Here is a 17,183-nt window from a genome sequence, read left to right as displayed (position 1 = left end):
CTTGTTTAAAGTGATAGATTGATGCCGAATGAAATGGTGTTCTGATTGGCCGGAGCTATCAGATCCTGAAATTCGGGATCGATGCCGTATTTGTTATCAGCCCATAAGAGTACATTGGATACCTGCGCACGTAGTGTTATACCTTGTGCCCTGATCTTGCTGGCTACTTCTTTTGGCAAATTGTAGAATAGGGTGATATCCCGCAATTTTAAGAAGGAAGAGGATAGCACATTATTGTCTCCATAGATAAAATAGTTTACCTCATTGGCCGACGAATTGATCTGTCCCGGAATGTCGGTATACGCTTCATCACCGGCTTGCTTCCACCTATTCATATAATCGACATGCACATTTGTAGTCAATAGCTGCCCATAGTTGAGAAAACGCTGACGGCGCATCTTATGGCCCATATTGTACACCATATTGGCTGAAAGTCGGAAATCTTTGTATTGAAAGTTGTTGGTCAATCCACCATTCCAGACAGGCTGCATCGTACCTGTATAGACGATATCTTCGGGTTTGGTGATGTTACGGGCGCTGGTCGTACTACCATCGGCTAATGTAACCAAAGGGGCTCCTGTATTGTCTAGCCCGCCGTATTTATAAGCGAATAGGGTGTAGGCAGGAAAGCCCTCTGCCACCGAAGAAAGCAAGCGCTGTGCTCCCGTGGTGATAGGAGTGGTCATGGAGATCTTGTCTACCGTATTTTTATTGTATGCAAAGATCCAATTGGTAGACCAGCTAAACTCTCGGCCCACAATGTTTTGTGATAAAATATTGGCTTCGATTCCTTTATTGGTGATATCGCCCTGATTGCCCACGACGGAAGTAAATCCGGTTAGCGAATTGGGGTATACCAAGCCCAGAAGATCGGTTGTTTTCTTTTGGTACATATCGATATTGGCCGAAAGCCTATTGTTCAATATACTGAAGTCTATACCTATATTGGTAGTAGCCGTACGCTCCCAGGAAAGATTGGGATTGCCAGGTGTGATGACACGCATACCTATACTTCCGGGAAAGAATGCACTTCCGGTAGGTCCTGTGATATCCCGCGATGAGGCTACGCCGACATTAGGCGAATTGCCGGTAATACCGTATGTAAGTCTCAAGGATAGTTGTTGTACGCTAGGTACGGAGCGCATAAAGGATTCATTGCTGATATTCCATTTACCACCTACACTCCATATCGGTTTGTTCTGGGCAGATTTATCTTTTCCAAAAAGATTGCTCTGGTCGTTTCTCCAGCTGGCATTGATCGTATAGCGGCGGTCATACGTATAAGAACCATTGGCATAATAGGACGTAAACCGGGTTGTGGTTTCATTGGTTAAAAAGCTATCATTGATCATAGAACTTGCCAATGTACTGATAGTAGGCAATACGGTATTCATTACAGGGGCAGCTATGGTGGCAAAGTCAACCGAACCGGAGGTGAGTAAGGTTTCGTCAAATCCACGTACACGGCTCTGCGTGGTCGTATTGAAATTTTCCTGCGCCTCTTGCCCTAAGAGTGCCATCACCTCATGTTTGCCAAAGCGGTTGTCGTACAACAACTGATTACGGATATCCCATTTGTGCTGATCTCCATTGATCGTGGTGAGCCGTCCGCCATTGGTAGGAAGGTAATATTTTGGGGCTACGGTCGGATTGGCCGCAACGGTAAACTGTACGATCTCTTTGCGGACAGTATAGCTCTGAAGGCTTTCAAAATCACGGATTTTGTTTTTTCCTTTGATATAACCATAGGTTCCTTCAAATTTTAAACCTTTGAAAAGATTTAATTTGAATCCCCCGTTGATTCTAGCCAGGAGATTGTCGGTTTGGGTATTTCCTCTTTCAAATTCATCCAGCGGATTGTAGTCCAGGCTGATCCTGCTTCTCGCTTCGGAGGAACGTAATACAGAATCGGATTGATAAGTCAGGAATGGAATGGATAGGTTGTTGCCATCCATATCCCTAAAGAGTTGGTAAGGGGTGAAATCGCTGGTTACATTTAGATTGCGCTTTGAGCTTCCTTTGCCGGTCGTCAGGTCGGTTATCAAATGAAAACGTAGGAAGTTATTTACCTGGTAATCCTGACGTAAATTGACCTTGTAATTTTTGTTTTTATTGCCAGGTACGTTGTCTACGGTGTTGGTATAACTGGCCGATCCATAGTAAGAATACTTGTCGCCACCACCGGAAATAGATACGGTCTGATTGCTCAGCATAGCATTCCGGTAAAACAGGTCTTTGATCTGCTTGCTATTGTCAATACGCGATAAACTGTCTAAGCTGACATTGGCCTGCTCTTGGCTGATAATACCGCGCTCGAGGTTATATAGGATCATTTGCAAGGGTTGGATCCCACCACCATTAAGCGCGGATACCGTGTTCCAACTGTTGTGACCTACATTGAATTGTTCGATGCCGGTCTGTACGAATTGTTGGGAATTGAGCATAGGGACATAGTCCAGCTGTGGTTTGCCCTGAAAGTTGACAAATGCATTGTAGTTAATTCGGGTCTTACTGTTGAACTGACCGGATTTGGTGGTGATGACGATCACACCGTTGGCTGCACGGGCTCCCCAGATCGATGCTGCGGTAGCATCCTTGAGCACTTCAATATTCTGAACGTCTTGTGGATTCAGGTTTAAGATAATATCTGGCAAATTGTCGTTGCTCGTAGGGGGCAGGACTAGTCCATCCACTACGTATAGCGGTTGGGCTGTGGTGCCCGTCCCGGTAGAGCCTCCTGTGGTAGAAAGCCCTCGAATTAATAGCTGGTTGCGGTTAGGTACGTTATTGACCACCAGACCAGGTACTTGTCCATCCAAGCTTTGGAGGATATTCATCGAAGTCGTACGGTTAGCAACCACGTCCATATTGACTTTTGCAATAGCTCCGGCACTGCGCTCTTTGTGCAGTGTCTGATAACCGGTATTGACAACGTCGATCTCTTCGATCTCGGCAATGAGCTCCTGAAGTTGGATGTCGACGTAGCTTTTAGTTGCTGTAAGTTCTTTGGTCTGATAGCCTAAGTATTGGACACTGAGCTTGGCGCCTATAGAAGCATCCTTGAATTCAAACTCTCCTTTTTCATCGGTGCTGGTCTTGAGGTTAGTACCTTTGACCGTGATGGTCGCCCGCACCAAAGGTTTACCTTGGCTGTCGGTAATACGGCCTCGAATAGACCGTTCTTGTTGGATGTCGGTCGTATGTAAGAGGGACCGCTTGTTGTCCGTCTGTAAACGCAGCGGTACTTCTTTAACAATGATCGTCTTCTCCTCGATGATATAAGAGAAGGGCTGGCCGGTGAAGCAGTTATTCAGCACCTCTACCAGTTCGCGCTGATCAGCCTGTATGCTGACCAATTTGCCTGTCTGGTTGATCTTGCTGGGGTACAGTACGTTATAATTCGTCTGTTTTTTTATGGACTCTAATACAGTGCCCAGTGTTTTATTTTTGACATTCAGGCTGACCTTTTGTGCGTTTACATGCGCACTGACCTGGATAATAAAAGCCGTCAGAAGGAAGGTGGTTAGTTTCACGATTCTGTTTATTTGATTAGGAATAAGCGTGTTAATACTCCCAAAGAAATCATAAATTATCATATCTTTGTTTAATTAGGGGTTAGTTTTAATGTATTAATTAAGGTCAATTCGTATGTTAAGAGGTAAATCCTTATTTCGACCAAGGGTGCTTCCAACACCTTTGGTTATTTTTTGTGATTACCTCGGTTAAGTATAGCTTTAATTCATCACAAATATCCTCCTTCCTTCTATTTTAAACTTGACAGTGCCGGTGTATTCCAGCATCTTCAGTACCTTGTCTATATTTTCAAATTTGGAGATCGTACCCATTAGTTTTTGGTCTTTAAATCCCGGTTGGTAAATAATTTCTACATTATACCAACGTGCGACTTTGTTCATAATCTGTTGCACGGTCTCGTCATTAAAGTTGAAATCTCCATTCATCCAGGAGATAGACGTACGGGCATCTACAGTTTGTACCAACAACTGCTGCCCCTGATCGGTGGCTTGCTCGTTGGGCTTTAAGATCCTGGATACCCGCCCATCCGAAGAACGCAGCGATAGCTTGATGGACCCTCCGAGAAGGGTTGTTGCGGTGTGCTCCTGTGGGTAGTTGCTGATATTGAACTCGGTGCCTAAGACTTCGATCTTTTGGTTATCTGCCTCGACTACAAATGGTCTTTGTAGGTCTTTCGATACCTTGAAATAACCTTCACCTATAAGTTTTACCCGACGTATCGGGGCTTCGTGCAGGTCGGTTCTGAAATGTAGTTGAGAGCCCGCATTGAGCCATACCTGAGAACCATCCGGTAGTGCGATGCGGTAGGTCTGTCCATAATCGGTGGATACCATGGCTTCGATGGCCTTGGACTTTGAGGTCCCTGCATTTAGGGGAGTGCCATCAGCATAACGGACAGACTGATCTGTAATCTGTAATCCGGCCTTGCTTTCGTCAAGATTTAAGGTCGTACCGTCAGCATAAACTAGGCGGCCTCCCGAGCGACCAGGACTGATGACCGTGTCTAGCGCCATCATGTCTACGGTATGCGTGGTATTCTGATACGGGAAGAAGATATAGCCCAGCCCCAGGATGAATAGGATAGCTGCCGCTACGGTCCATATTTTTCGGGTTCTGAAAATGGAAACCGATCTGGAGGTGTCGGCCTGTGTAATACGTTGTACTATAGCCTCTCGCTGTGGCGGCGTCATCTGAGATAGCGTAGTGGGATTCTCATAGGTATGAGAGATGAGTTGCCCTAATTGATCCTGAAAAAGAGGATTGTCAAGATAGCTCGTAAATTCCCGGTACTCCTCTTCGTTGAGTGTATTATCTATATATTGGGTGAAGAGCGTGGTTAACCTCTTATTTTCTGTATGCATAAAATTCCAGTTAGTTTAAGGCTTTTATGGCCTTTGTAATCTTATGACACCTCAGCGAAATAATCAGGTAGTCGAAAAGTGAAAATAGTTTAAAAAAATAAAATCAGAAGGGCAGGATAGACTAAAGAATACTTATTGAAGTGCTCTCTGATAAACTGCAAAGCCTGTTTCATATGGTAATGTACGGTGTGACTGGAAATGTCTAGCTGCGCGGCTACTTCGTCGTATTTGAGCCCCTGTTCGTGACACATGAGGTATATTTCCCGTTGCTTTTCGGGAAGTAGTGCTAAAGCCTGATCGAGGATATTTCTGACTTCCTTGTAGTCCAATACTTGCTGGGTGCTAAGATCGTAGGGGGCACTATTGGAAAGGACCTCGTCTTTACCTTTGTGCCGTATAGATTCGGATCGTAGTTGATTTAACGCTTTATTGCGAACCAAACGGCTGAGGTAAGCTCCGAAATTATTTATCTCTAGAAGATTATTGCGGGTAAACCATATTTTGAGAAATATATCCTGTACGATCTCTTCTGCTTCTGTCTCCGAACGGGTTATCTTTTTGGCAAACGTATATACATAGCCGTGATAATGGTCAAATATATCCCTGAACGCCTTCGGGCTTCCGGTTGCAATCTGTGTTAGTAATTCGCTCTCATTAGAAAGGGGAGAGATAGCCATAAGGTTAGAAATAGTATACTGCAAATATAGACTTTATTCTGTTTGAATCCCATTTTTCAAAATGAATATTATTTTTAATCCTAAACCCCGTCCCAGTTTACCCCGCATTATCACGGAGAATCGGAAATGCTACGGATCTATTTGTATAAAATACCGATGGTGGCTTTGCTGCGGTTGTACGAAATATATTGATTTACTTGTTTTTACAAAAAGTTAATCCTACCTTTGTGTTATTATAAGGCCCTGCCTACGCTCTTTCTGACTTCGTTAAGTTAACTCTTCACTTCTTTCAGTCCAGCTTTCTCAGATGCCATTTTAAGGTTATCAATGATATGTACAGCATTTGCTGAGTGGTATTGAATCAATATTTTTAATTCCCCCATATATTTCTGCTAACATGTGACACATTGTGTATACCAGCAATTTTTTGGTATAGCCGTGTACTTCCGTTTATTCAAGCTTAGTCGAGGGCATACCAGCCTGGGGTTAAGATTGCTGAAACAAGAAATAATAGATTTTAAATCGGTTTTTAAATGCCGATAAGTAAATAGTCAAATAATTTTTTATCAATAATAGTTAATACAATGCAAGAAGGAATAGTAAAGTTCTTTAACGAGACAAAAGGTTTCGGTTTTATTACACCATCAAACGGTGGTGCTGATGTTTTCGTACACTCGACAGGTTTAGTAAGTCATATACGTGAAAATGATACCGTAACATTTGATGTAGAAAACGGGAAAAAAGGAATCAACGCAACGAATGTTCGCGTAGCAAGATAATTTGTTCATTTCATTTTTTTTACCTTCGATGCGGCAGGCGAAAGTCTGTCGCATTTTGTTTTGATTACCAAATATTTAATGGTATATTTACCAATAGCAAACTGCGCATAAACTTAACCCCCCACGAGCAGATTTGTTCCTTATGTCAGACGAATCGTTTTATACGCCTGGTCCCCAAACAGTGAATTATCGTCTAGAAACGTCGACTACCCTCTGTATTATTACAATTTTTTTTAATAAAATAATTAATCCATAATATCATGAGTAAAGATCAGAAAAAGCCAAAGAGTACAACCGAGAAAAAGCAATCATCTTACCAAAAGGAAAAGGATTCCAATTCTAAAGAAACGACATTTAATTTCTTTGATAAAAAGAAAAAATAGTATGGGATCTTATGATACAGTTTGAAAAGATTACGCACGAGATATTACGTGTCCTAAAGGATAAGGGCTATAACGTACTGACATCAAATAACCGACTTACAGATCCCGAAATCTACTGGTACCCCGAGCAGATCATCAGTATAGCGAAATATCGCTATAACCTCAATGATAGGGGCTATAAACTAGCATTGGGCCATCCTGTGATCGTACGCATACAATATGCGCTAGACAATATGAAAGAGGATGAGCTACACGGAATGGTGTATACCACTTCTAGGGATGTGCTGTTTGATTAAATAGTTGGATGTCAACAGGTGCTAAAGTCATTGCGCTAGCTAGGTGATAATAGCATAACAAATGGGCCTCGAGGTGATCGGGGCTTTATAATTATCGCGACCTTGGTTACTGTAATTGTCGTTGCGATAATAAAGGTGGGTGCTTTTTTCGGCAAAAGGAATAACTGTACGAGCAATGTAGTACTATTAACTTCGATAATGTAGCTATTGATGGGTGATCATCCTTTCTTGCTTTTGTTGGAAAAGGGGTGATTTGAAAATATGCTATATAGTTGCTTTGATTTTTCGTTTGTTTTTGGTGTTTTTAAGAATAATGCATTTTTTTTGTTTATTAGTCTTTGTTTTTTATTGGTGTTTTGTCTTTGTTTGTTGTTGTTTTGATAATTTTATGGTATTTATTTTGTTGTTTTATCTATAAATAGTTTGTTTTGTTGTTTTATTTTTATGTTTTATGAATTTAAATAGTATATTTGATTATAAATACTGATTTTATTTCAGTTTTTATTAATTTTACTATTCTCAAAATAGCAATAGGTTTATAATTGGTTATGTAAGAGATTCCCGCCTGGTGAATCTCTTCTTTTTTTTATCATTAATAAATGGAATCCAAGTTGATTAAGATTTTATCTTTTATGTATCCCTGTTTTCAGCCAATTATCGGGTATATTGGGCCGTTTGGTTGTTGGATTGTATGATTACTGGTATCTTCGCGGAAAATAGTGTATTTATACATGAGGGTTCTAAATAAGATGGTCATCGTCGCTGCAGTCATAGGTATGACGACGGCTTGTAATTCACAGGATAAAAAATCGGAAGCGGACAAAGTCGAAGCGCAGGCTACACGAAAAGCAATTACCTTTGCCGACTTTAAGAAGATAAAAGGTGTAGATAATGTGCAAGAAGTGCCCTTTCATTTATTTACGAAGCTAGACTCTGTGCATTTTTTTGTAGCGCCTAGCAATGACTCGGCTTACCTCAAAGTGCAGCGCCATAAGCTGGATAATTACTATGGTTTTGAGGAGTCTGGTGATTTTTATGCGATACATTTTAGTATTGAAAACAATATTTCGAATAGCATTGAAGCTTATGTGTTGAAATCTGAATTTACAGCTTCATTTGATTTGACCCTAAAAGGGGCGAAGCTCGATGAGATCAGAAGCAGCACGTATAAAGCGGTAGATGATTTCGATAATAAGTCTTTCGATAAATATGGAACGATTGCCGAAGTATCGGAACAGGAATTTTTGAAAGCTTCAAAAAATAGAATCGATGAAGTATTGCTGAAGAATCCAGACGTTAAATTAAAGAATAACAATTGGACCTTGGTCGATAAGGATAAAGAGTACAATATTACCCCATATGAAAATACCTCCGAGGAGGATGGGACATTTTACAGTGCGTATATCGGCCAATCGAAGTTTTTAAACTTGGAGGTGTTTCACGAAAGCTCGGACGCCGCTAATGAGGATTATTACACTTTTTTCGAGCCGATCTCTGCAGTCAAATTTAATATGTATGCCGTAGGTTATCCTCAGGTTCTTCCTGTCAGAAACTGCATATCCTGGGTTACATCCAATTCTAGCGTAGGAAGTGATTTTGTGATCAGCAAATACGTGCCGCAGGAAAAAGGCCAGGAAGGCCTCTTGTACGTAAACTTTACCAACTTCAAAATAGCCGATGATAAAAAAGCGTTCTGGGCAGATAAGAATACTTTCTATGCAGCAGTGTATCCGCTCAATTCGGCCCCGGCAAAGGGAAAAGTACAAAAGATGGCTTTCTTAAAAATCCAAGTGAAGGAAAATTGGTTTTAGTAGGAGCGACGATCCATAACACACGTCATTGCGAGAGATAAGTTTTTTAACAAACACAGAGGAGTTTTAATGACAGTAAAACTAACGTCATCCCGATAAATCGGGACAGGCTCTCGCGGAGTCCCGAGTGTACCTCGGGAACCTTGTGGAGTACTTGTTCCGAGTATCGGAAGGTCTACAAACTGTATAGGATTAATATTATAGCTTCTAGATCCCTCTATTCCGCTACGCTTCAATCGGGATGACGAGATGGTTCCCCAACCGAGCTTGCGAGTTCACCGTAATACGTCATTGCGAAGAATGAAGCAATCTAAAGTATAGCACCGCACTGTAATTAATCAACAAATACTGTCTTGCAGTAATCAATTTTGTAATTGCCATTATCGCGGACTAGGGTTACCTCATTTTCTGTTTTAAAGCCACCGCCATAATCAATAAATACACGGTACAGCCCATCTTTGATCTTGTTGATGTCTAATTGCTTCAGCTCTCCGATGTCGCCGTTGCCTCTTCCAAATAGCCACATCTCACGCTCTTCGATGGGATATATTTTGGACCATTTTTCTTTATACTTTTTTTCGGCTGCAGGATATTCTTCATCAGTAAGGTTTGAAGGGCCGTACAATTCACCCGATTCGGTTATGAATTCCTGAAACTGCTTGGTGCACAGCTTTTCTTCCACGTTGTATTCCGGGAAATATTTGTCAGAGTTGTTATTTTTAAAGATATTTTTTAGCCATTCTTCTCCCTGATCACTAGACTGTTTCGTGGTTTCTGTTTGAGTAGCTGTAGAGTCGGATACATCGTTCTGAGCTGCTACATTTGCAGAAGCGGCTGTTTTTCGATCTGAATCGTTGCTTTTTTGATTGCATGCGCTTATCAAAAGTACAGATAAGCAGATCGGTAAATATTTTACGTACATAGTTGTCCAAATAGATTTCAATATTAAGAACAATTGAAGACAAAGGCAATCCCTATTATCGGCTATATTTATAATTCGTGTCTTATTGTATCTTAATCTCTTTACTGTTTGACTGTACGCTCATCCGTTTTAGAAGAACCTCTTCTGGGTCTAATAGTTGCTCTTTGAAATAGATCTTTAGCGCGGTAGTTTCTCAGGTCGGTGCATCCGGTACTTCGTTGCTGTGATCGACTCTAAGAACGCTTTGATATCTTGGATCTCATCCTTGCTGAGCTCTAGTTTTTTCATCAAAGGGTCGGTGACCGGGTACATCGGGTCATTTTCTTTTTGACCGGGTTTGGGCGAGTTCATCTGCATGCCACTGTTGTACATATTCAATAAGCCTGTCATATCCCAAAATAGTCCATTGTGCATCCAAGGATCGGTATTCATGACATCCCGCAGTGAGGGGGTGCGAAACTTACCGACGTCGTCCGGATTTTTAGTGACATCATAGCGGCCGAGATCCTGGTACTTGCGCTTGTAATAAGTTAACCCTATGTTGTGAAAGGACTCGTCGGTAAAGAATTTGCCACTGTGGCAATTCATGCATCTCGCCTTATTACGGAATAGATGTAACCCACGTATCTCCTGTTCATTCAGCGCTTTATAATTTCCGTCGATAAATTCATCAAACCGGCTGCGACGGCTGGTCAAGGTGCGCTGAAAAGCAGCCAGCGCACGGAGTACCTCGGGCATCGAATAGTCCTCGTCGTTATAAGCTGCCATGAAAAGTTCATTGTAGGCTGTAATGGCTTTCAGTTTGGGGATCAGCTTGGTGAGATCCATATTCATCTCGTGATGAGCTTCGATAGGCCCTAATGCCTGTGATTCGAGCGAACTCGCGCGACCATCCCAGAAAAAGGTTTTACGGGCATATACATTCAATAGAGAAGGGGTATTGCGACTACCTTCGCGGTGGTCGTGCCCTATCGGCACCGTAAGCTTGTCAGCCCAGGAAGTCTGTGGGTTGTGGCAGCTGCTGCACGAAATCTGGTTGGAACCCGAAAGGATAGGGTCGAAGAAGAGGTTTTTGCCCAGTACCACATCGGGCTGTTCCATCAAGGTAAAGTAACTGCTGTCTACCCGGGGCAGCGAACTGAATTCGGTCCACTGTACCCCACTATCGATAGTGGGTGATGGCCATAGGTTCAGTGGGCGCTTGTATAGCGCTGTAATACTACTATCCAAGAGTAGTGTGCCTTGTCTTCCAATATTGTCTGTGAATGACGCAAAAACAATCACAGCGCCTAGTACCGATAGAATTAAAATCTTCTTCATTTCTCGTCTCTATCCTGCAAAAATAACATTATTATTTAGATTGATTAAAAATTGTTTCGAATAAAGCAATAGGTTTGTTACATTTGCGGTGTTATTTAGACTTATTTAAAATTATTAACGCGCTTTAGGATGCATTATTTTGCCTGTTTTGTTCGGTTTTCTGTTGTTGTAGTGATGCAATTGTTGATCTGTACGACATTGCTCGCTCAGGACAGATCTATCAAAGGAAAGGTTGTAGGTGTAGATAACAAACCATTGGTGGGGGCTAAAGTAACCTTGGTCGAATTAGAGCAGACCGTCTCTACAGATGCAAATGGAATGTATCACTTGCATATACCCAAGCAAACGGCAAATGCGAAGAACACCCTTCAGATCGGTTTTATAGGGAAGAAGACCAAGAATATTTCACTGGTATTAAATACTGAGGGCGAGGTGTCTACGGTTACGCTGCTGGACAATAGCTTAGCCCTGGAAGAAGTGCCGGTCGTGGCTTCGCAGGGGCAGCGGAGTAACTCATCGCTGGTATTTGATAGGGAGATGATCGAGCGGTTTCCGGCATTAAGTCTTAATGATTTATTGAACCGCTTGCCTAATCGAATGAATACAGGTCCTTCGGTACAGGAGATGCAGAATTTGACTTTGCGTGGGGCTTTTTCACAGACTACAGGACGTGCTCGAGATGTACATGAACTGGGAAATGCTTTTGGTGTGGCGATTATCGTTGATGATATAGCGATGAGCAATAATGGAAATATGGGAGGACGTAATCCCGGTATCACCGGCATGTCTAATGCGACTAATGCGATCCGTCCATCGGACTATGGTACCAAAGGAAGACCCATTTCTAGTACTTCTTATTCGGGTGAAAATGTGTTTGGTGGTATCGATTTAAGACAGATCCCAGTGGAGAATATTGAAAGTGTGGAGGTGATATCAGGTGTAGCTCCCGTGCGCTATGGTGATATTTCTAATGGAGCGGTCATCGTCGAGAGGCAGGCTGGTCGGACTCCAGCTTTTTTCAGGTTACAAGTTCGTAGCAATGCAACTTCATATGGTCTTTCAAAGGGTTTTGCGCTGGGCAAAAAATGGGGAATGATGAACCTCGATGCAGGTTATGTCAACTCATATGCGGATAATAGGGATAAACTGAAACAGTACCGAAGAATCAATGGTAGCGCGATATGGACCAATACTTATGGGCAGGTGAAACAGACCCTGTCGGCAACATACAACAGGGTACTTGATGGGGTTAATAAAGATCCAGACGATCCTTTGTCTAATGCGGTGTCGTTCGGGGGATCCAACTGGAATGCATCTAGTCGTACATCGATTACGGTAAAGAATAGTATTATCGATCGTATCGGTTTTAATCTAGGGGCGAGCTCTTCTTTACAAACAACTTATCGGGAATATTACTATAACGGAGATCCCGTATTTTATACAGACACGTTGTACTCTGGGATAGTAGAAGCCGAATATGCTCCGGGGCAATATGATGCTGTAGATCATGTGGAGAATAGACCGTTCAATCTAAATGGTCGTCTAGAGATGAATGGAAGGTACTATACAGGGGAAGTGCAGCACCGGTTTAGTCTTGGTGCCAACTATAGCTTTGACACGAATCTAGGCAGAGGACGTATTGTGGACCCATCTCGTCCTAAAAAAGATCTGGGCGGTAATGCATCGGATAGGTACTACGATTTTTCACTGGCGCATAACCTACAGAATATAGGGATTTACCTAGATGACGCCGTTAGAATGGAGCTGATGGGACGTGAACTTAACATGCAGGCAGGTGTACGATGGGATATCATGAATGGATATTCCTCTCTTTCACCGAGGACGAATATTAATTATAAGCTTAGCGACAATCTTAGGCTGGGGGTGGCTTATGGTATTTCTTTCAAATCTCCAGGATTGGCGCACCTTTACCCTGGACCGTCATTCGAGGATATCTTATTGCTGAATGCATACAATGGAAAGGTAGCGGAGAGCATGGTAATATTTTATGTACATCGTAATGATGTAGATAGCAAGGGGCTTAAAAGTAGTGTAGGGCAGACACTCGAAACTTCATTAACATGGAATAAGGTAGGACATTCGCTACGGGCCAACCTATTCTATAAACGGAATGATCGTGTGGTATCCACTGTAGGGCAACGGCAGACATTGCTGCTACCTGAATATAAAGCAACTCCTGTTCCAGGACAGAAGCCGATGCTCGACATCACAGGTTATAGGCGGTACTTGATCAGTGATAATTATTTTACTAACGATCGATCTAATGATAACCTTGGGGTTGAGGTCATGTATAGTACCCCACGGATTAGCGCGATTATGACCTCATTCTCGGCCACAGCGGCATTGACTTCTTCGGTCAATAAAGATCCTAATCTGGAGTCCGCATCATTCAATGATAAGGAGACAGCGGATAATATTGTACATATCGGTTTATTCCCATCGACCCAAAGACGCAACTATCTCAGTCGCGGGTCTATACGTAGTTCGACGCATGTGCCGAGGTTGCGGCTTATTATCGAGTTGAGTGCCGACGTCGAACTCTTGAATTATACCAAGTCTAGTCTTAAGGATTTTTATCCAAGAGAGTATTACACCAAAGATCTCACCCACTACGTTGTCGATCAGTTTGATCCCAACAACGCACATCATGAGGAGCTGTTCAATAAGCGAAAAGAAGACGTTATGAAACGAAGAGCGATGGATAATCTGACATACTGGAATTTTAGCCTGAGTATGGCTAAGGAAATCGGTAAGAATCTGTACCTGTCTTTTAACGTCTATAATTTTCTTGATTATCAGCCAAGAATTTATAAAGAGGCCGCTGGAACTGTGCGAGCACCAAACGGAACGCCTAATTATGGAGCACAGATGACCTATAAGTTTTAACTTTTTAATATCGATAACAAACAATTACTAAAGCATATAAAAACACGTTATTATAATGAAAACACGTTATTTAATACCTTTCTTATTATTACCTTTTGCGGCTTGTAAAAAGGATGGGCCTACTATTCAACCGATAGATGTGCAGGTCAAATTGAGCTATGCGGATGAGCAGCTGAATACAAAATTGGACCTTACTAAGGTGGAACTTAAATTGACCAATCTCTCTACCGGAAACAGCGCCCTGTTCAAGCCTTCGGATGGTATAGTGACCATGGATGGATTGGCTCCTGGGAAATATGATATCGATGCCTCGGTGACCATCACGAAAGAAAATTATAAGAATCTGACCGGGATTGAGAAAGCGGATGACGTGGTATTTAATGCTTCGTTGAAAAACTATAACCTGGATTTTTCAGCGACTATCGATATGGAGCTGGTGACCGGGCTGATTGGTGATTTTGTGATCAAGCAGATCTATTACGCCGGATCAGATACAAAGGAAGGTGCTGTATTCAGAGATCAGTTTATAGAGATTCACAATAATACGGATCGTGTATTGTATGCCGATAGTCTCTACATCGCACGCGCTTGGGGGAAACAAAGTACCACTGATACAGAAAAATATTATTATCAAAGCAACGGACAGATGGATTGGTCTAGGTCTGTTAGTAATAGCATAGGCGAAGCGGCTAACACGGATTATGTATACCTTAGCGACTTGCTTATGGTGCCTGGTACAGGGAAGTCACATCCAGTGCAGCCTGGAAAAAGTATTGTGATCGCACAGAATGCTTTGAATCATAAGGTGCCTTTTGTCGGAAACAATGGAAAAGAGGTTAGCGTGCGTAACCCCGATCTAACGGTAGATCTGAGCAAGGCGAATTTTGAGGTGCACTATGGCGAAATACCAGGGAAGAAGCTGTTGGCTTCCGATATTGACAACTTAGACGTACCTAATCTGGAGATTCTGGCTTATGAGGGTAGCGATTGGGTATTGGATAATAACGGACGAGATAGCTATGTGGTATTCCGGAGAAGTAGTAGAACTGAGGTAGATGCGCTTAAAGGTTATTATGCGCCGCAGTCGGTAGCTCCAGGTACTGGTGCTGTTGTCTATAAGCAATTGCCAATTAGTTGGATTACGGATGGTGTAGAGGTGCAGCCTACCTTGGCAGCCGATCGTATACCAAAGAAGCTACATGCTAGTGTGGATGCGGGTTTCAGCTTTGCGACGGCGGGTAGGTATTCTTCACAATCGATTATACGTAAGACTGAAAAAACGGAAAATGGTGTTGTAAAGCTGAAGGACTCTAACAATTCTACAGAGGACTTTGTAGTCATAAAAGCTAATCCTTGGGGATTTTCTAATTAATTTTTAATTGTCTATAAATGTTGCCTTTAAAGCCTTTTGTGTTAGTTGTATTGTTAGTTTTTTTTCTGTTGCCAGCACAGGCTCAGTACGACAATAATAACAAGTTAGACTCGGTCACGCCGATAGCCTATTGGCAGGATAGGGCTTATCAGCCTTTACACGAGATGACCCTGAAAAATAGGGTATGGATACGGGATGGGTTTAAAAATGGCGCATCGTTATTGGCTGTATCCCAATCATGGGGGCAGGGACAGTTGCAGCCCTCACAGGGAGCCGATGGTATCAAACAGTTCCGTTTTGATACAGAGGGTAAGACCCGATGGAACAAAACGGATTTCTGGGGCAAGTTTGCTTATGAACGCACGAGTGAGGATAGTACGGCGCTAAGACATCAGACTAGATGGAACGAGGATGCACCTTTTTATTACGCTTCTATTCGTAAGAATAAATATAACCGGGAGACTTATAAGCTAGACGCGGCCGTACAGCAACAGTTTATGGACGGACGGCTTCCAGTCACACTTGGAGTCGATTATAGGATAGGCTCCCATTATTCGAATAATGATCCTCGAGGTAATATCGCTGATATGAACCTGCAATTTGACTTGGGGATAGGCTATAGCATTGCGAAGTGGACCTACCATGTGAATGGTATCATGGGCTATGGATCCGAAAGGGTCGGGGTGGGCTATAAAAATGATAAGAATGCTGCCGGATCAGAAAATGTGATATATACGAATTGGGTGATGCAAGGCTATGGAACCATGGATAGCAAGGCGACCAATATTCGTTATGAAGATTTCATAAACAGAAGAGGTGCAGGCATGAATCTCCGGTACGAGATAGAACCGGAACAGTATATTTACTTCAATGCAAAGTATATTCGAGAAAATCAGTCCTTCAAAGAGACCGATGTTTCGGTGACTGGTTACAAAATTTTGCTTGACTACAACAAAGACGTTGTAGAGGGGGAGCTATTATGGTCTAGACCGCTACAAAACGGACGTAGACTAACGATGTCACTTTCCGGAAAAATGGAACGTGGAGCCGATGAGCTTTATTCGCTCGGTACAAGTACTGGACAAAATAACTATGTGTGTCAACGTGATAGGATATCGACCAAAGGTTACTATAGCTTTGGGAAGAATCTTTTGATGGCACATGTTGGGTTCAATGATTTGAATCGCGAAGATGGAAAAAAAGGTAACAAGTTGAGCTATACGCAGCTGGCCTCTGGTCTAGGGTACGGTTATAATTTTGCGCTAGCCCAGACATTGGCTTTACGTGCCGAACTAAACTATGGATTTCAGTATACGTTGAATCATAACCTACTCATGCCAGTCATTAATGAGGGGGACGTGGCTAAACGGATAATTCATCACGATTACCGGTATCAATCAGCTAGCCTGCACGAGTGGAATACGCGATGGGTGATGTCTGATAATCGTCGAAACTGGTCGGTTACTGTACAGGCGGATTATCTGAGACGTGGTGATCTACCGAGTCTGGAACTGTCGTCGGCATACCAACCTGGGAAGGATTGGTTTCTGGGAAAACTGGGACTATCGTATGCCTTCTAAATAACGGATCTGCTAAGCTAATAGGCACAGAAAATCACAGGCCTCGAGATAATCGGGGCCTGTGTCTGTTTTAGCCTATTCTAACTACTGTCCGTATATGAACACTTTTTTGTTCGTATGCGGACAGGATGTTGTTTGGTGTTTTGTTTTTAATCGATTGTAAATGAGGTGTTTGTTTTGTTGGCAAGACAATTGTTTGTTCACTGTTTGGTCGTACATTTTGCTGATCAATAACTGGAAA

Annotated in this window: 11 protein-coding genes; 6 read left to right on the top strand and 5 right to left on the bottom strand. The window is 42.4% G+C overall.

From position 1 onward, the window contains the following. Window positions 1-5: 5 nt before the first annotated feature. The 3 genes from B5X76_RS01565 to B5X76_RS01555 all read right to left on the bottom strand — a co-directional run bounded on the left by B5X76_RS01565 (window position 6) and on the right by B5X76_RS01555 (window position 5,596). On the bottom strand, window positions 6-3,596 hold the full coding sequence (locus B5X76_RS01565; protein ID WP_079640672.1) for a SusC/RagA family TonB-linked outer membrane protein: 3,591 nt from the start codon (window positions 3,594-3,596) through the stop codon (window positions 6-8). Window positions 3,597-3,734: 138 nt separating this feature from the next. Further along, a complete protein-coding gene (locus B5X76_RS01560; RefSeq protein WP_079640671.1) occupies window positions 3,735-4,895 on the bottom strand; it encodes a FecR family protein in 1,161 nt (386 codons plus the stop codon). A gap of 89 nt (window positions 4,896-4,984) precedes the next feature. Beyond that, entirely contained in the window at window positions 4,985-5,596 is a 612-nt protein-coding gene (locus tag B5X76_RS01555) for an RNA polymerase sigma factor (RefSeq protein ID WP_245800897.1), read from the bottom strand. 560 nt (window positions 5,597-6,156) lie between these two features. On the opposite strand from B5X76_RS01555, the gene B5X76_RS01550 reads away from it, so the two are divergent. The 3 genes from B5X76_RS01550 (at window position 6,157) to B5X76_RS01540 (ending at window position 8,841) form a co-directional block, all read left to right on the top strand. Beyond that, entirely contained in the window at window positions 6,157-6,351 is a 195-nt protein-coding gene (locus tag B5X76_RS01550) for a cold-shock protein (RefSeq protein WP_079640669.1), read from the top strand. A 394-nt stretch (window positions 6,352-6,745) separates the two neighbouring features. Further along, the gene (locus B5X76_RS01545) at window positions 6,746-7,030 is read left to right on the top strand and encodes a hypothetical protein (protein ID WP_079640668.1); all 285 of its coding nucleotides are present in this window, start codon (window positions 6,746-6,748) and stop codon (window positions 7,028-7,030) included. A gap of 731 nt (window positions 7,031-7,761) precedes the next feature. Further along, window positions 7,762-8,841, top strand: a complete 1,080-nt coding sequence (locus tag B5X76_RS01540; RefSeq protein ID WP_079640667.1) for a resolvase — start codon at window positions 7,762-7,764, stop codon at window positions 8,839-8,841. A gap of 334 nt (window positions 8,842-9,175) precedes the next feature. On the opposite strand, the gene B5X76_RS01535 is transcribed toward B5X76_RS01540, so the two are convergent. Next, window positions 9,176-9,763 carry a hypothetical protein gene (locus B5X76_RS01535; protein ID WP_079640666.1) on the bottom strand — a complete coding sequence of 196 codons (588 nt, stop codon included), beginning with the start codon at window positions 9,761-9,763 and terminating at the stop codon, window positions 9,176-9,178. Window positions 9,764-9,940: 177 nt separating this feature from the next. Further along, window positions 9,941-11,083 carry a cytochrome-c peroxidase gene (locus B5X76_RS01530; protein WP_079640665.1) on the bottom strand — a complete coding sequence of 381 codons (1,143 nt, stop codon included), beginning with the start codon at window positions 11,081-11,083 and terminating at the stop codon, window positions 9,941-9,943. A 129-nt stretch (window positions 11,084-11,212) separates the two neighbouring features. Between B5X76_RS01530 and B5X76_RS01525 the strand changes: the two genes are divergently transcribed. Genes B5X76_RS01525 through B5X76_RS01515 form a run of 3 tightly spaced genes read left to right on the top strand, consistent with a single transcriptional unit; the run spans window position 11,213 to window position 16,942 of the window. After that, window positions 11,213-13,990 (top strand): TonB-dependent receptor, encoded by a 2,778-nt coding sequence (locus tag B5X76_RS01525; protein WP_079640664.1) that lies wholly within the window; start codon window positions 11,213-11,215, stop codon window positions 13,988-13,990. Between the two features lie 55 nt (window positions 13,991-14,045). Further along, on the top strand, window positions 14,046-15,362 hold the full coding sequence (locus tag B5X76_RS01520; protein ID WP_079640663.1) for a DUF4876 domain-containing protein: 1,317 nt from the start codon (window positions 14,046-14,048) through the stop codon (window positions 15,360-15,362). 17 nt (window positions 15,363-15,379) lie between these two features. After that, window positions 15,380-16,942: a DUF6850 family outer membrane beta-barrel protein gene (locus B5X76_RS01515; RefSeq protein ID WP_079640662.1), complete on the top strand. Its 1,563-nt coding sequence runs from the start codon at window positions 15,380-15,382 to the stop codon at window positions 16,940-16,942. Window positions 16,943-17,183 lie beyond the last annotated feature (241 nt).

This window comes from Sphingobacterium nematocida, from assembly GCF_900168125.1.
Classification (GTDB): domain Bacteria; phylum Bacteroidota; class Bacteroidia; order Sphingobacteriales; family Sphingobacteriaceae; genus Sphingobacterium; species Sphingobacterium nematocida.
Note: the sequence above shows the minus strand (reverse complement) of the source record. Positions and strands in the feature narration are given on the sequence as shown.

Excerpts from the sequence above, each read along its gene's own strand:
- B5X76_RS01535 (WP_079640666.1), bottom strand. The coding sequence starts at position 9,763 with ATGTACGTAAAATATTTACCGATCTGCTTATCTGTACTTTTGATAAGC.
- B5X76_RS01560 (WP_079640671.1), bottom strand. The coding sequence starts at position 4,895 with ATGCATACAGAAAATAAGAGGTTAACCACGCTCTTCACCCAATATATA.
- B5X76_RS01530 (WP_079640665.1), bottom strand. The coding sequence starts at position 11,083 with ATGAAGAAGATTTTAATTCTATCGGTACTAGGCGCTGTGATTGTTTTT.
- B5X76_RS01540 (WP_079640667.1), top strand. The coding sequence starts at position 7,762 with ATGAGGGTTCTAAATAAGATGGTCATCGTCGCTGCAGTCATAGGTATG.
- B5X76_RS01525 (WP_079640664.1), top strand. The coding sequence starts at position 11,213 with ATGCATTATTTTGCCTGTTTTGTTCGGTTTTCTGTTGTTGTAGTGATG.
- B5X76_RS01520 (WP_079640663.1), top strand. The coding sequence starts at position 14,046 with ATGAAAACACGTTATTTAATACCTTTCTTATTATTACCTTTTGCGGCT.
- B5X76_RS01565 (WP_079640672.1), bottom strand. The coding sequence starts at position 3,596 with ATGATAATTTATGATTTCTTTGGGAGTATTAACACGCTTATTCCTAAT.
- B5X76_RS01550 (WP_079640669.1), top strand. The coding sequence starts at position 6,157 with ATGCAAGAAGGAATAGTAAAGTTCTTTAACGAGACAAAAGGTTTCGGT.
- B5X76_RS01545 (WP_079640668.1), top strand. The coding sequence starts at position 6,746 with ATGATACAGTTTGAAAAGATTACGCACGAGATATTACGTGTCCTAAAG.
- B5X76_RS01515 (WP_079640662.1), top strand. The coding sequence starts at position 15,380 with ATGTTGCCTTTAAAGCCTTTTGTGTTAGTTGTATTGTTAGTTTTTTTT.